This window comes from Chloroflexota bacterium (assembly GCA_016197225.1).
Classification (GTDB): domain Bacteria; phylum Chloroflexota; class Anaerolineae; order Anaerolineales; family VGOW01; genus VGOW01.
Genome location: JACPWC010000115.1, coordinates 1 through 15,761, shown reverse-complemented (window position 1 = coordinate 15,761; position 15,761 = coordinate 1). Strand labels below are relative to the sequence as shown.

Here is a 15,761-nt window from a genome sequence, read left to right as displayed (position 1 = left end):
GCGGATAAAAGAAAAAATCTGCGTTCATCCGCGCGCTTTGCGTCCGCGTCCCATTTCCCGTTAAAGCCGGGAGACCCGCTTTTTCTTTTTGCCTTTTGTGTCGCGCTTGGCCGGCTTGGAGAACTCTTTGCCCGTGGTGCGCGCCGGTTTGCGGCGTGAAGAATGGGGCGATTCTGAATGCGCCGCGCGGCGCGGCGGACGCGGCGCGATGTCGCGCGCTGTCGCCAAGCGCAGGGCCGCCTCGCGCCCGCGAATGCTGGCCCCGGCCATGCTCTGAAGAACTTGATTGAGGTAGCGGGCCGGCACTCCCACCACCGAATAGTCATCGTAAATCACAATCGGGCCAATTTCCTTGCCCGGCACTTCCGCTTCATTGGCAATTGCGCCCACCAAATCGGCGGGGCGCACCCGGGCCTCCAAACCGGCCCCCACCCACAATTGCACTGTCTCTCCTTCGGTGGGCGGCGTGGCCGGTGTGGCGGGCGCCGGTTCCGGCCTTGCCTTCCCGCCGAGGGGCTTGTTGCCTCGCGCCAGCCAGGCCGCCGCCGCCGCAATCTCGGCCAGGTCGTGGTCGCTCTCTGCCGCCAGTTCTTCAATCAGCGTGACGTAGGCCTCCAGCTCTTCTTCGGCCAATGTTTTGAGCAGGCGGTTCTTGAACAGCGTCCGCCGCCGCGCGGCGACATCGGCGTGGGTGGGCGCTTTGGCGAGCGTCAGCCGTTGGCCGGTGTAGCGCTCAATCTCGCGCATCATGTAAGCTTCGCGAGGCGTGACGAATAAAATGGCCTTGCCGGCGCGCCCGGCCCGGGCGGTGCGGCCAATGCGATGAACGTAGGACTCGGGGTCGTTGGGAATGTCGAAGTTGATGACGTGGCCGATATGCTCCACATCCAGACCGCGCGCCGCCACATCCGTGGCCACTACAATCTCCACCAACCCCTCTCGCATCCGGCGGATGACGCTTTCGCGTTGCGACTGGTTCATATCGCCGTGCATGGCTTCCACGGTGTAGCCGCGCGCCTCCAGACGCTCGGCCAAATCGGCGGCCCCCAGTTTGGTGCGCACAAAAATCAAAATGGCTTCACCGGGGACGGCCTCGGCCTCGAGCAGGTGGGTGAGCACCTCCAGTTTTTGTTTCTCCAACACCTGCACAAAATGTTGCTCCACCGTTGGCACGGTCAGCGTTTTGTGTTTGATCTCCACCGAAGCGGGCGTTTGGAGATAGCGTTCGGCGATGCGGCGTACCTCGCGCGGCAGGGTGGCCGAGAACAATGCCGTCTGGCGCTCGCCGGCGGCCTGGCTCAAAATCCACTCCACATCTTCCAGAAAGCCCATGCGCAACATCTCGTCGGCTTCATCCAACACCACCATCTTCAGCGCCGAGAGTTCCAGCGTGCCGCGCCGCAAATGATCCATGACCCGCCCCGGCGTGCCCACCACCACATGCACCCCGCCCCGCAAACGGCTCAACTGTTTTTGCATCGAGTCGCCGCCATAAATCGGCGTGATGCGCACGCGCCCCAGATGTTTGGCATAGGTGTGAATGGCTTCGGCCACCTGAATAGCCAGTTCGCGCGTGGGCGTAAGAATCAACGCTTGCACGGCGCTCTGGGTCAGATCGAGCTTCTCCAGAATCGGCAGGGCAAAGGCCGCCGTTTTGCCGGTGCCGGTTTGCGCTTGACCGATCAGGTCGCGGCCCGCCAGCAGTAGCGGGATGGTCTGACGCTGGATAGGCGTGGGGGTTTCGTAGCCGACGGCGTTGAGCGCCTCGACGAGGATGTCGCGCAAACCCAGTTGGGCAAAAGTTTCAATCGTAGGTGTTTGATCAGAATTCATAACATTCTCCAATTCTTCAATATCTCGCGCGCCGCGTTGTGGCCGTTCACCCCGGTGACGCCGCCGCCCGGGTGCGCGCCCGCGCCGCACAAATATAAGTCGCCGTTCCAGCACTATAAGACACGAAGTGTTTCAAAAAACACTTCGTGTCCGCCTACGCTTCGCGAATCGCTTCCGAAGTTTGCCAGCGCACGGTGATTCCCCAAATGGCAACCGGCCCGATTGAGATGGCGGCTAGCACGATTGCCAGAAAACGCGGGTCGGCAATGTATTGATCGAGCATCAGGCCGGTGAGCCAGACCGAGACCGACATGGCCAGGGTGAAGAGGCCGAAGTCGAGCGAATAGACGCGGCCAAGAAAATTGTTGGGCACGGCCATTTGCAACAGCACATCGCTGTACGTCCAGTTGAGCGAGCCGCCCATGCCGCGCAAAACGCAACCGACGAGAACGAGGGGCAGAGTCGGCGAGACGCCCAGAATTACCCAGGCGATGACGATGGCGACGTAGCCGCCGACGATGGCCCGCTTCAACATGCGGGCGCTGTGATCGTGAAACAGGTTGCCGACGAGCGGCCCGGCCACTGCGCCCACGCCGAAACCGGCCAGCATCAGCCCCAGTGTGGCCGCGCCGTCCTGCCCGTAGTGAAACACGCGCTGGGCGTAGATCGCGCCCATCACATCAATGCTCCCGATTTGTCCCATCGCTTTGATCAAGGTGAGCACGCCGACGTTGGGACGCTGGCGAACGTAGCTGAGGCCGGCCACGAAGTCGGCCCAGCCACTATGATGCGCGCCGGGCGCGGCGGTTGTTTTTGGCATGACAATCTGCAGAACCAGCAAGGCTGAGAGAATGAAACTTAACGAGTCTATCACCAGCGCGATTTGCGCGCCGAAGATGGCCGCCACCACGCCGCCAATCGCCGCGCCAAGAGTCAACATGGCCGACCAGGTGGTGCTCGACAGGGTGTTGGCGGTGAGCAGTTCCTCTTTGGCGATCAGCGTGGGCAGGCTGGCGGCGCGAGCCGGTTCGAAGAAGGCCGAGACGGCGAACTGAATGACGGACAGAACATAGATCAACCATACTCGCTCCGGCCTATCCACCAACAGAAAACACAACACGATCCCGGCGCGCAAAAGATCGCTGATGATCAGCACGGCTTTGCGGTTGAAGCGGTCGGCCACCACCCCGGCAAACGGCCCGGCCAGGAACGGCGGCAGGGCGCGGGCCAGAAACAGGCCGCCCACTGCCAAACTGGAGTCGGTGTAACGGTTGATCAAAATCACCGAGGCGATGGTGTTGAACCAGTCTCCGGTCAGGCTGATCACTTGAGCCAGCCATAAATATCGAAATTGAGGGCGTAGGCGAAGCAGGTTGAGGTAATTTTTCATGCGGCGATGATAGCACAGCGCCTCTCACGATAAGCAATTAGCGAGAGTCCTTCAGAATCTCCAGCGCCGCCAGGCGGCCCGGGCCGGCGGTGATGCCGCCGCCGGGGTGCGTGCCGGAACCGCACTGATAGTAGTTGCGGATGGGCGTGCGATACTTCGCCCAGCCGGGCGCGGGCCGCAGAAAGAAGAGTTGATCGAGGGTGAGTTCCCCGTGAAAGATGTTGCCCTCGGTGAGGCCGAAGTCGCGTTCCAAATCCCAGGGTGTGAGCACCTGGCGATGCAGAATCAAATCTTTGATATTGGGCGCGAACTCGGCCAGGGTGTTGACGACGGCGTCGCCGAAGGCTTCGCGTTGTTGATCGTTCCAGCCGCCGTTGAGTTTGTAGGGCGCGTATTGCACAAAGATGCTCATCACGTGCTTGCCGGGCGGGGCCATCGTCGGGTCAATCGTGGACGGAATGATCATGTCGAGATAGGGGCGGCGCGAGAACTCGCCGTACTTGGCGTCGTCGTAGGCCCGTTCGAGATAATCGGTGCTGGGGGCGATGTCCATCACACCCTGCAACAAGACCGGGTCGGGCATGGCGGTGAATTTGGGCAGGCTGTCGAGGGCCAGGTTGACCTTGCCCGACGAGCCGCGAAATTTGAACTTGCGAATCGACTCGACCAGATCGGAAGGCAGGTCTTTAGGTTCGACCATCTTCAAAAAAGTCTGGTGAGGATCGAGGGCGGAGACGATGGTGCGGGCGTAAATTTCTTCGCCGCTTTGGAGAGCGACGCCGACCGCCTGCCCGTTCCTGACGATGACCTGACTCACTGCCGCGTTGCACCGAATCTCGGCCCCGAAGTGGCGGGCGGCTCCGGCAATGGCGTTGCTCACTCCGCCCGTGCCGCCCTTTTGGAATCCCCACACGGTGAACGCGCCATCCATTTCGCCCATGACGTGATGCAGGAGAACGTAAGCCGTGCCGGGCGAGCGCGGCCCGAGCAGAGTGCCGATGATGCCGTTGACCGAAAGCGAGGCCCGCAGAAGATCGGTCTCGAACCACTCGGCCAGAAAGTCGTAGGCGCTCATCGTCATGAGCTTGGTCAGTTGATGGAGCGTTTTCTTGTCGAGCGATTTGAAATGCTTGAGCAAGTCGAAGGCGGTGCGGGCGTCGTCGAGGCCGGGGGAGGCGGGATCGGGCGGCACACTGCTCAGGATCGGTTTCACGGCAAAGCCCATTTCATAGAGCATGTGGCTGAATTCGGGATAAGCGTCGGCGTCTTTTTTGGAGTGGCGTTTGATTTCTTCGCGGGTGCTGGCTTCGTCCGACCACATGGCAAGGTAATCGCCGTCTTCAGTGGGGACGAAAGAATTGTCGAGCGGCAACAACTCCAGGCCGAAGCGCGGCAGTTGCAGTTCGCGGATCACTTCGGGCCGCAAAAGGCTGACGACGTAAGAGCAAACCGTGTATTTGAAGCCGGGATAAATTTCTTCGGTGACGGCGGCCCCGCCGAGGACATGGCGGCGTTCGAGGACGAGCACCTTTTTGCCGGCGCGGGCAAGATACGCGGCAGTCGTCAGCCCGTTGTGGCCGCCGCCGATCACGATTGCATCATAAGTCTTTTGCATTTGAGAGTCCAATTTTGCTTCTCACGAAATTAGCACCCTGAGCGGAGGCCTGCGTACTGTTCGCAGGCCGTAGTCGAAGCATGTCCTGAGCGAAGTCGAAGGGGGTGCGGGTTACACGCAAGAGCCGCGTCCTTCGACTGCGGGCGCGGAACCGCACCGCGCCCTCCGCTCAGGACGCTTGTTGTTTGAGGATGTTCAGGCATCCCTTTAAGCACGCTTTCTTTCAGGATTAAAGAAGGGAAGCTCGACGACAGTGGCGGCGGCCAACCGGCGATGCGCTTCGACCGTCACTTCCATATTGACCGCCGCGCCGGGTTGGGCGTATTCCGGCCTGAGCCGGGCGAGGGCGATGTACTTTTTCAACAGGGGCGACCAAGCGCCACTGGTGGCTTTGCCGATGTGCTGGCCGTCGGCATAAACCGGAACCGCAACGCTCCAGGCCGACTGCGGCAAATGAATCGGCATTCTGAACGAGCGATAGACTCCTTCAAGCGACTCCCACCCCACCTCAAGCCCGACGGTGGCCCAGGCCGGGCCGCGCTCTTTTTCTTTTCGCAACGCCTCGCGCCCGACAAAATTGCCTTTGTCCAACTTCACCGCCCAACCCAAACCGAGTTCAAACGGCGTTGACTTTTGAACGGCAAACGTTGTCTTCTTGGCCGAGACGAAGTCGGTGGCGACGAGGAGCAGGCCAGCCTCGATGCGGGCCATGTCGAGCGCGAGTTGACCGGCGGCGCGCAACTTGTAGGGTTGGCCGGCTTCGGTGATTGCGTCCCACACGCGCTCGGCGTTGGCGGGCGAGAGCCAGAGTTCGTAGCCCAGGTCGCCGGTGTAGCCAGTTCGGGAAATGGTGGCGGGGACACCGGCAATCGTCGTTTGCGTGAGGCGATAATATTGGAGATTAGAGATTAGAGGATTGGAGATTAAGGGATTGGAGATTGAGTCCAGGATGTCACGCGAGAGCGGGCCTTGCAGGGCCAGGGCGGCAATCTCTTCGGTGACGTCGTCAACTTGAACGTCGAGGCCGAGGGCATTATCCTGGAGCCAGCGCAGGGTAGGGTCGGCGGCGGTGAGGCGGTAGAGGTTCTCGCCAAGGCGGTGAAGGGTGCCGTCGTCAATCACCTTGCCCTGCTCGTCACACCAGGGCGTGTAAAGCACTTGCCCAACGGCGAGTTTCGATATGTCGCGAGTGACGACGCGGTTGAGGAGCTTGAGGGCATCCCGCCCGTGAAGGTGATACTTGTAGAGTGGCGAGATGTCAATGAGGCCGGCGGCAGTGCGAATGGCCCAATACTCACGAAGATGGTGCAACTCGTACATGTTGGCCGCGAGGAAGCCCGACCATTCGAGCCAGCTATGGCTTTGGCAAAGTTCGGAGGTGCGTGAGTAGAAGGGAGTGTAACGGGGCATGTTCCGTGTTCCGTATTGCTTATCTTATCGGTAAACGCAATTCGCATTACGAGTAGTGGCCGAGCGCCTTCAACACTTCGTGATCGAACGCCACCGGCAGATTCTCATGAACGGAGTGCAGTGGGCCGGGGCGGTAAACGCGCGACCTCATGCCGATTTGCGACTCCTCGCAGATGTGCCAATCCTGCCGGTTGGTCATGTCCCAAAACTCAACGGCGTCGTCCGGGTTGAAATCGGGCCGGGCCATCGTCTCCGGGTCGAACAGCCACTCACAGGTGATGAGCGTGTGCTCCGGGCTTTGCGGCCAGAGGGTGTGAGCCATCACATAATCGGGGTGCAGGCTGAGAAGTGTGTTGGGGAAAATGGAGTAGTAGTAGACGCGGCGCAAATCGTCGCCCGACACTTCGCCCAGCGGCGGGCGGCGCGTGCCGCCGGTCATCGTCATACTTTCATGCTCTTCGTTGATCACCATGTAGCCGCCAAGATGCGGCCCGTCAACCAGATCGTTGGCGCCGCTTAGATGCGACGAAAGTTTAGCCAGCGCCGGGTGAACGAGCGGGCAGTGATAGCACTCCGAGTAATTCTCGACCAGCAATTTCCAGTTGGCTTGCACATCGTAGTTAATGCGGCGAGCCAGGCGCAGGCTCGCCACATTCCAACGATCAAATTTGCCTTCGAGCGGCGCGAAGGCCAGGCTCAACGGTTCGGGTTCAGGATCAAGGTTAACGAACAAGAAGCCCTGCCAGGTTTCGAGGCAGGCACTATACAGCGGATAGTCACGTTTGTCGAAGCCGGCAATCTCGTTCATGTTCGGCGCGCCGACGAGCCGCCCGTCGAGCGTGTAAGTCCAGGCGTGATACGGGCACTGGATCGTTTCGTGGAAACGCCCTTGCTTGTCGGCGCACAGGCGCGTGCCGCGATGGCGGCAGACGTTGTAAAACGCGCGCGGCGCGCCGCTCCGGTCGCGGGTAATGATCAAACTCTCATCGCCGATGTTCTGGATGAAAAAATCGCCGGGATTGGGGATTTGGTCGGCGCGGCCCACGCACACCCAGCGTTTGTAGAAGATGCGCTCCATCTCATCGCGAAAGATCGTGACCGAGGCATAGAAGTCGCCTGGCAAAGTATTGAGTATGCTCATAAATATCCTTTCTGCTATTTCAGGGCAAACAGAAACGGGTGACGGCACGAGTATAAGCGGAAAGAATATCATGTCAACAGGTTTTATTGAGTTTTCGTGGCGATTATTCGGAGCCAGGAGACAAGCGATGTTGAATCATCACAAATCAATCTTACATTGCGCCTGACCTTGAAAGAACGTACAATCGTCCCGAACCAAGCCCTGGAAGGGAGATGAGCGTGGCCCGATCCCAAAGCAAATTAGACAAAACCGATCTGGCGATTATTCGCATTTTGCAAAAAGATGGACGCCGCCCCTACGCCGAGATCGCCGCCGAATTGGGACTGGCGGCTTCCACCGTGCAACAACGGGCCACCCGCCTCATCGAGACCGGCCTGGTTCAAATCACCGCCGTCACCGACCCGGCCACCATCGGCTACGCCGTCGCCGCCACCATCGCCGTCAAAGTTGAAGGCACGCGCCTGCTCGAAGCGGCGGCGGCCATCGAGAAATTCAAAGAGGTTGGCTACGTGGCCCTCTGCACCGGCTCTTACGACATCCTGCTCGAAGTCGGCTGTCGCGACAACGACGAACTGCTCAATTTCATTTCCAGTAAGTTAGCGAAAGTCAAAGGGGTGCGCGAGACCGAGACGTTTCTCTACTTGCGGATCGTCAAAAACACTTACCAATGGGGACTACTGGAAGAATGACAAAGGAGGAGATCATGAAACGCATTCATCTCTGCTTGCTCATCATTACAACGCTAACAGCCGCTTGCGCCGGCCCGGCAACCACGGCGGCTCCCGCCGAGGCCCCGACCGCCGCTCCAACCGGCCCGCTCGTCGTGCTCGACTGGTCAGGCTACGAACTGCCGGAGTTCTGGCAACCCTTCGCCGACAAGTATCCTGATGTCACCGTAGACTTCAGCTTCTTCGCCGAAGACGCCGAGGCCTTTGCCAAACTTCAGACCGGCTTTCAGTCCGACCTGGTTCACCCGTGCAGCAGTTGGTGGAAGCTGTACGTGGACAACGGCCTGGTGCAACCGATTGACACCTCAAAGTTGAGCAACTGGCCGGGCATCCGCCCCGAATTTGCCAAAGAGGGCCAGTTCGACGGCAAGCAATACTTCGTGCCCTGGGAGTGGGGCTACGAGTCGATCATCGTCCGCACCGATAAAGTCAAAACCATTCCGCAATCATGGGCCGATTTGTGGAAGCCGGAATATGCCGGGCACGTGGCGTTGTGGGATTCCGGCGAGTCCAACCATGCCATGGCCGCCCTGGCCCTGGGCTTCGACCCGTGGAACACCACACCTGAGCAAGAAGAACAAATCAAACAAAAACTCATCGAGATCAAACCGAACCTGGTCACCTACTGGGTTGACTTCACCGAAGTGCCGCTACTGCTCTCTTCGGGCGACGCCTGGGTGGTGGCCAACACCTGGCAAGACGCTTATAAATCGCTGGTGGATGAAGGCGTACCGGTAGAATATATCACCCCCAAAGAGGGCCGCCTGGGCTGGGTGTGCGGCTACGGCATTTCCAGCAAGGCCAGGAATGTTGATCTGGCTTACGAGTACATCAACGCCGCCATCGCGCCGCAGTCCATGGCCAACATGTCCAATGAGTACGCTTATGGCGCCGCCAACGCCGACGCCCTGCCGTTGACCGATGAGAGCTACGTGAAGATCATGCAGTTGGATCAACCAGACATTATTCAACGCACCGTCTTCTTCCAGTCGCTCACCTCGGAACAGCAACAAGCCTTCACCAGCTTGTGGGATGAAGTGAAGGCCGCGCCGTAAGCATCCTTCAGAACAGCACGGATTTGCAGAATTTCCGGATCGGATCCGCCCACGCGAAGCGCGCAAATCCGTGCTCTGCACACCTTCCATGAAGAGTCACGGTCGCATCGCCGCCCTCATGTCTCCGCCGGCTCTGTCGCTGGCCTTGTTCTTTCTCCTGCCCATGGCCATCATAGCCCTGTTCAGCTTCCGCGCCGGAACCTTTTCCCCGGAGCGCGACGTGTTCACCCTTGAGCATTATCAGGACTACGTCGGCAACACCTCCTTTCACCGTCTGCTCCTGCAATCGGCCATCGTGGCCTTTGCCACCTCAATCCTTTCCATCATCTTCGCTTATCCCATCGCCTACTTTCTCGCCTTTCGTGCCGGGCCGGCCCGGCTTACCCTGCTCACCATCCTCATCGTCCCCGCCTGGACGAGCTACCTGCTCCGCATCCTGGCCTGGAAATTGATTCTGGGATCGAATGGCCTGCTCAACTCTCTCTTGCTCTCCACTGGCCTCATCACTGAAGCCGCGCCCGTCCTGCTCTACAGCCGCACTGCCGTCATTGTGACTCTGGTCTACGTTTGGGTTCCATTTGTAGCTTTGCCCATCTTCTCAGCCTTGCAACGGATTGACCGTCACTTGTTTGAGGCCGCCGCCGATTTAGGTTGCCCGGCCTGGGAGACATTCCTGCGCGTAACCTTGCCCCTCAGTTTGCCCGGTGTGGCCGCCGGTTTCTTCTTCGTCTTCATCCCCACCCTCGGCGAGTGGGTGACGCCGTCACTGGTGGGCGGCGTGCAGGGCGTGATGTTTGGCAACCTCATCCAGGATCAATTTGTGCGCGCCCTCAACTGGCCGCTTGGTTCGTTGATGAGTCTGGTGATGCTGGCTCTGATGCTGATCCAGCTTGCCCTCTTCAGCCGCTTCATCCGCCTCTCCGATCTGGCAGGTCTCTGAAGATGAGCCGCCGCAACCTGCTCTCACCCGGCTTCCTGTACTTCGCCCTCTTCACCCTTTTCCTTTACGCGCCCATCCTCCTGCTCATCATTTTTTCCTTCAACGACTCGCGCAACCTCATCTTCCCGCTTAAAGGTTTCACCCTCAAGTGGTATCAGGAATTACTAAAGGCCAATGAGCTTTTGGATGCTGTCGTCAACAGCCTGGTGTTGGGTGTGATTTCGTCGGCGGTGGCAACGGCCCTGGGAACCCTGGCCGCCATCGGCATCGCCCGCTTCAACTTTCCGGGCCGCAAACTCTTCCTCGCCGTTTCGGCCATGCCGATGGTGATTCCCTACGTCGTGTTAGGCGTGGCCCTGCTCATCCTCTTCGCTCAGTTGGGCATCCCGCTTTCGTTGTGGACGGTCGGCGTGGGCCACGTCATCATCAACATTCCCTACGCCATGCTCATCGTCGCCAGCCGGTTGGCGGGCTTCGACGCCAATTTAGAAGAGGCGGCCATGGACTTGGGCGAAACGTACTGGGGCACGTTGAGGCGGGTCACCCTGCCGATCTGCGCCCCGGCGATCGTGTCCGCTTTTCTCTCCTCCTTCACCACCTCCTTCGACGAGTTCGCCGTCTCGTTCTTCCTCATCGGCACTGAGTCCACCTTGCCCATTTATCTTTACTCGCAGTTACGCTTCCCCAGCCGCCTGCCCCTGGTCGTCACCCTGGCCGCCATCATCATGGTCGGCTCGGTGCTGATCGTGTTGCTCTCCGAATGGTTGAGGCGCGTCGGCTCATTCACTGAATCGAAAGGTGTGATCTGATGGAGTTTGCGGTTGAACTGCGCAACGTGAGCAAAATTTTTGGCGACCGGTTGGGAGCCGGTCGAGCCGTCACTGCGGTGCACCAGATCAACCTGGCGATTCGCCCCGGCGAGTTCTTCACCCTGCTCGGCCCCAGCGGTTGCGGCAAGACAACCACCCTGCGCATGATCGCCGGCTTCGAGGCCGTCACCAGCGGAGACTTGTTGATTCAGGGCCAGCCGATGACGGACGTGCCGCCTAACAAGAGGCCGGTCAACACCGTCTTTCAAAACTATGCCCTGTTCCCGCATCTCACCGTTGCCGAGAACGTCGCCTTTGGTTTAGTCGTCAAGCGCCTGCCACGCGCCGAGCGTGAGCAACGCGCCGAGGAAGCGCTGGAACTGGTGCGCCTGCCCGGCCTGGGCCGCCGCAAGCCTTCGCAACTTTCGGGCGGGCAACAACAGCGGGTCGCCCTGGCCCGGGCACTGGTCAACCGCCCCGCCGTGCTTCTGCTCGACGAGCCGCTGGGCGCGCTGGACTTGAAGCTCCGCAAAGAAATGCAAATCGAACTCAAACGTCTCCAGCGTCAGGTCGGCGTCACCTTCATTTATGTGACTCATGATCAAGAAGAAGCTTTGACAATGTCGGATCGAATTGCGGTGATGAACCTGGGGCAGGTGTTGCAGATGGGCGACCCGGTGACGATCTACGAAAAGCCCGCCACCCGGTTTGTCGCCGACTTCATCGGGGAAACCAATTTCTTGAAGGGAACCGTCATCCACGCCGCCGAAGGCCGGGCGCAGATGACGATTGCCGGGGAGACCGTGTCAGTGTCGTCGAACCGTCAACCCTTGATCCAGGGCCAAACCGTCACGCTTGCGGTGCGCCCGGAGAAGGTGTCGCTGGCCCCGTTGGACGAAGCCAACGCCTTGAACGGCACCGTGCAGGAAGTGATCTACATCGGCACTGACACCCGCTACGTCGTCCGGCTGGCTTCGGGCGAGACGGTGGTGGCCCGCATTCAAAATGCGAACGGCAGTGGCTCAAACGAGCCTCGCGTCGGCGACGCTGTGAAAGTGTATTGGAAGCAGAAGGATGGGCGGGTGTTGACGGGTTAGCATCGTGGGGCGGCTTGTAGCCGCGATGCCGGTCAGCGATTGAGCATCTCGTCCAGCCGCCGCTGAAGATAAGCGCGCTCGGCGCTGTTGCCGCACAGGGCGAGCGCTCGCTCGTAGGCATCGGCGGCGGCCTCGCGCTGGTTCGCCCGACGCAGCAGATCGGCGCGCGCCGCGTGATAGGGATAATAGCCGTCCACCTGACTGTCGAGGCGCAATAGCATCTGCAAACCCGCCTGCGCGCCCGACGCCATCGCCACTGCCACCGCGCGGTTCACTTCGACCACCGGCGACGGAGTCATCGTCGCCAGCGTATCATAGAGGGCCGTGATCTGCCGCCAGTCGGTCGCCTCAGCCGTCGGCGCTTCGGCGTGCAATGCGCTGATCGCCGCCTGCACCTGATACGGTCCCGGATCGTTAAGGGCCAGCGCCTCGTCCAGAACCGCCGTCCCCTCGTGGATTTTTGCCCGATCCCAGCATGCCCGATCCTGTTCGTCGAGCAAGACGAGTTCGCCCGCCGCATCCAGCCGCGTCTCGCGCCGCGAATCGTGCAACAGCATCAGCGCCAGCAGACCACGCGCCTCGGCGCTTTGTGGAAGCAAATCCACCAGCACGCGGCCCAGACGGATCGCTTCCCCACACAATTCATGCCGGGTGAGTGTATCGCCACTGGTGGCGCAGTAACCCTCGTTGAAGATCAGGTAAATGACCGCCAGCAGCGCCTCCAGCCGTTCCGGCAGCAGGTCGGCGGGCGGCACGCGGTAAGGGATGCCGGCGTTACGGATTTTGCTCCGCGCCCGCGCCAGCCGCTGCGCCATCGTCGGCGCCGGGACGAGGAACGCGCGCGCAACCTCCTGCGTTGACAAGCCGCCGAGCGTGTGCAGAGTCAGCGCGACTTGCGCTTCCAGCGCCAGCGTGGGATGGCAACAGGTGAACATCAGTTTCAAGCGCTCATCGGGAATCGAGTCGTCCATCTCGGGTTCGTCCTGGTTGGCGACGAGAGAATCGAGGTCGAGGATGACGGCTTTACGCTCCAGCATCGCCGCGCGGCGCACATGGTCAATGGCGCGGCGTTTCGCGACAGTCAGCAACCACGCGCCGGGGTTGCGCGGAATGCCGTCGCTCTCCCAGCGTTCCAGCGCATTGACCAGCGCATCCTGTAGCGCCTCCTCGGCCAGCGCGAAATCGCCAAGCTGGCTGATGAGCGCCGCCAGAACACGCCCATGTTCTTCGCGGAAGGTCGTTTCTATCTGTGCCGCTGCGGTCATCCCCTAGCCCCACGCAAAAAGGTGGCGGGTGCGGTTCGTCCACGCCCGAAAAGGTAATCAGGTGTGAGCAAGAAAGTCGGCTATTTCCTTTGTGCTCGAAAGAACTCCTCCAACACGGGGCCTACGACAGCCGGGACAATATCATGGCCTTGACCTATCAAAGTGCGATATCGCCCCTCAGGCAAGGCATCGGCCAATGATTGCGCCGCGTGCCGCATCACCTCAGGACTTCCCTCGCCGTCTATCACGAGCGTGGGTACTCGGACGGAAGCCACCAGTCCGGTTGGCAATGACCTGAGGATAGTCGATTCGTAAACCAAGGTATGTGCCATTTTTTCAAGCGCTGGTCGGAAAGGCGCATTTCGCATCTGAGCAACGACGGCGGCTGGTATGCCTACTGCCTCGGTCTGGAAAAGCTCGACGGCATCGCCCCGGCGACCCGCCGAGATTAGCTCGGTGAGCTGGGGAGCGAGCTGTCCCGCCTTAGAGCCTGTCGGCGGTGGGTCGTATAAAGCTAGCTGTGAAATAGAGAGGCCATGAGCTGCCGCTCTCAGGGCCAGGGTTGCACCAGACGAATATCCGAATACGCAAGCCGATCCACCGGCTTGCGCGATCAGGGCGTCAAGGTCTTTGATCTCGCGCTCGATGGCATACGGTGCGGTATCACCACTCTCGCCTCGCCCCCGGCGGTCATAGTTGAACACGGTGAAATGCTGTTCGAGGAATCGAGCCAACGGTGCCCCGGTAGCCCGGTCGTTGAATGCGCCAACCACCAGGATGATCGCGGGACCCTCTCCTGACTGGTCAAAGGCGATACGAGTCCCATCTTTTGAAGTTACTGTTCCCATTTTGTTCTCCTTCTGTTGCTAATCTGAAACAGCGGACAACCTACGAAGTTGAGCCTGCCCTAAACCGCACGATATATCTTGATTTGCCAGCAGGGCGACGCTGGTCTTTCACAGCGGCATAACGTTCCGCGTCAGCCGCGCCGAACCCGCGCAGCGCGTCGGCTGCAATCCCCTATGCCGCCTTGCAGCATTCCTTCACCAAAGAAACCGGTGCGCCGCATCGTTTATCGTCAACTTGCCTGACGGTTTCTCAGGACGGGTTGTTAGGCCACCTTAGTAGGTAGTGTCACTGAACGGGCCAGTTCGGCTCGTTGCCAGTCCCCTTCCGCCGGCATCTGCGTTAGTCTCCTGCTGAATACCAGTCCAACACTCGTAAGGCGCGGAGGGTGTTCCACCGGCTCGGCCGGCCCTCGCCCTCGTCTATCTCGACCGGCATCACGCCGGGATACCGGGTCTCGAGCGGCCACCGCCCGTCTCCGTCGCGCTTCGACGCGACCAGCTCGATCGCCTCGGTCACCCGTTCGTCGGGCGTGACGCCGGCGCTGCGCAGGTACTCGAGCCCCCGCAGCATGTCGTAGTGCCACCACGTCGGGAAGGCGAAGCGCGTCCACGCGGCGTCGCCCTTGCGATCTCGCTCGATCACTTCGCCGGTCGACTGCCGCCGGAAGAGTCGGCGCTGGAGGAGGTACTCCTGCCCACGGAGACGGGCCTCGGTCACCTCCAGGCTCCCTCCCGTCGCTCGTTCGTGCTCGAGCAGAGCCTCCAGCACGCAGATCGTGGTGTTGAACGATGACCGCGTCGAGCCGTTCGGCGCCTCGCAGTTCCAGCCGCCGTCGGACAGCTGCTCGCCGAGCAGCCGGTCGACGATGCCGCGGACATCCTGGCCGAAGTAGGCGCCGGCCGTCGCCACCTGCCCGTTGATGCACGGCTCCACCTCGCCGGCGAAGAAGAGGTTGCCGTCGCACTCCTGCGGTCCCGAACCCTGCCACGTCACGTGGTCGCGGACGAGGCCCACCGCGCGCCGTGCCTCCGCGCTCGCAGGATCGAACCCCAGGTGGCGCAGCAGCCACAGGACGTGCATCGTGGAGTTCCACCCGCGGTTCCATGCCGCGCCGCCCCACGAGCCGTCGGCCTCCTGCAAGGAGAGCAGCCGCGCGCCCCAGCCCTCGGTGGCGACCCTTGCGCGCTCGGCCGCGACTTCATACGCGGGCGTATCGGTCAGGTCTCGCATCACCTGCCAGCGGATCGAAGGGTCAGAATCAAGCAGCCAGCGTATGACCGATGTCTTTGGCTTCGGGGCTTGCCGTTTGGGTGGATTGGTCGCCATCTGCCGGTTGCTCCTTACGTGGTCAAAAGACGCTGTTGGTGGCCTAACGGTTTGCGTTATCCCCTTCGGGGACAAGTGGGCGGGCATGGACTCTGCTTGGGAGCAGGAAAAGCCCGAAGCGAGGAAAATACTCGAAAATGCCGCAGAATCCCCGCCGTCGCCTGGTAGGGTCAGGGGATGACGCCTGGATTTAGGTGTGGCAGACCCGTTGCTCTCCATTTCTTCTGAGAGTGCCTCAATACCATCACCATGTCTGGTTTTCATCCCCTGCCACCTCGAACCGGACATGAGGTTTTCCCTCAT

At 60.8% G+C, this 15,761-nt stretch carries 13 protein-coding genes; 5 read left to right on the top strand and 8 right to left on the bottom strand.

The genetic code is table 11. The features are described 5' to 3' along the window. Positions 1–60: 60 nt before the first annotated feature. The 5 genes from HYZ49_19160 to HYZ49_19140 all read right to left on the bottom strand — a co-directional run bounded on the left by HYZ49_19160 (position 61) and on the right by HYZ49_19140 (position 7,389). A complete protein-coding gene (locus HYZ49_19160) occupies positions 61–1,809 on the bottom strand; it encodes a DEAD/DEAH box helicase (GenBank protein MBI3244403.1) in 1,749 nt (582 codons plus the stop codon). A gap of 178 nt (positions 1,810–1,987) precedes the next feature. Continuing rightward, positions 1,988–3,223, bottom strand: a complete 1,236-nt coding sequence (locus tag HYZ49_19155) for an MFS transporter (protein MBI3244402.1) — start codon at positions 3,221–3,223, stop codon at positions 1,988–1,990. Between the two features lie 37 nt (positions 3,224–3,260). Continuing rightward, entirely contained in the window at positions 3,261–4,838 is a 1,578-nt protein-coding gene (locus tag HYZ49_19150) for an NAD(P)/FAD-dependent oxidoreductase (GenBank protein MBI3244401.1), read from the bottom strand. A gap of 207 nt (positions 4,839–5,045) precedes the next feature. Further along, positions 5,046–6,248: an aminomethyl transferase family protein gene (locus tag HYZ49_19145; protein ID MBI3244400.1), complete on the bottom strand. Its 1,203-nt coding sequence runs from the start codon at positions 6,246–6,248 to the stop codon at positions 5,046–5,048. 46 nt (positions 6,249–6,294) lie between these two features. Then, on the bottom strand, positions 6,295–7,389 hold the full coding sequence (locus tag HYZ49_19140) for an aromatic ring-hydroxylating dioxygenase subunit alpha (GenBank protein MBI3244399.1): 1,095 nt from the start codon (positions 7,387–7,389) through the stop codon (positions 6,295–6,297). A 218-nt stretch (positions 7,390–7,607) separates the two neighbouring features. On the opposite strand from HYZ49_19140, the gene HYZ49_19135 reads away from it, so the two are divergent. From HYZ49_19135 to HYZ49_19115, 5 genes are all read left to right on the top strand, one after another. Next, positions 7,608–8,078, top strand: coding sequence for an Lrp/AsnC family transcriptional regulator (locus tag HYZ49_19135; protein MBI3244398.1), 471 nt, complete (start codon positions 7,608–7,610; stop codon positions 8,076–8,078). A 14-nt stretch (positions 8,079–8,092) separates the two neighbouring features. Beyond that, positions 8,093–9,172 carry an extracellular solute-binding protein gene (locus tag HYZ49_19130; GenBank protein MBI3244397.1) on the top strand — a complete coding sequence of 360 codons (1,080 nt, stop codon included), beginning with the start codon at positions 8,093–8,095 and terminating at the stop codon, positions 9,170–9,172. A gap of 88 nt (positions 9,173–9,260) precedes the next feature. Further along, the gene (locus HYZ49_19125) at positions 9,261–10,112 is read left to right on the top strand and encodes an ABC transporter permease (protein MBI3244396.1); all 852 of its coding nucleotides are present in this window, start codon (positions 9,261–9,263) and stop codon (positions 10,110–10,112) included. A 2-nt stretch (positions 10,113–10,114) separates the two neighbouring features. Continuing rightward, complete coding sequence (locus HYZ49_19120) at positions 10,115–10,921, top strand: ABC transporter permease (GenBank protein MBI3244395.1); 807 nt, start codon at positions 10,115–10,117, stop codon at positions 10,919–10,921. Next, positions 10,921–12,018, top strand: coding sequence for an ABC transporter ATP-binding protein (locus HYZ49_19115; protein MBI3244394.1), 1,098 nt, complete (start codon positions 10,921–10,923; stop codon positions 12,016–12,018). The genes HYZ49_19120 and HYZ49_19115 overlap by 1 nt, the downstream gene beginning before the upstream one ends. Positions 12,019–12,050: 32 nt before the next feature. On the opposite strand, the gene HYZ49_19110 is transcribed toward HYZ49_19115, so the two are convergent. From HYZ49_19110 to HYZ49_19100, 3 genes are all read right to left on the bottom strand, one after another. Beyond that, positions 12,051–13,283, bottom strand: a complete 1,233-nt coding sequence (locus HYZ49_19110) for an RNA polymerase sigma factor (protein ID MBI3244393.1) — start codon at positions 13,281–13,283, stop codon at positions 12,051–12,053. 80 nt (positions 13,284–13,363) lie between these two features. Further along, complete coding sequence (locus HYZ49_19105) at positions 13,364–14,131, bottom strand: alpha/beta hydrolase (GenBank protein MBI3244392.1); 768 nt, start codon at positions 14,129–14,131, stop codon at positions 13,364–13,366. Between the two features lie 340 nt (positions 14,132–14,471). Further along, positions 14,472–15,458 carry a hypothetical protein gene (locus tag HYZ49_19100; protein ID MBI3244391.1) on the bottom strand — a complete coding sequence of 329 codons (987 nt, stop codon included), beginning with the start codon at positions 15,456–15,458 and terminating at the stop codon, positions 14,472–14,474. Positions 15,459–15,761 lie beyond the last annotated feature (303 nt).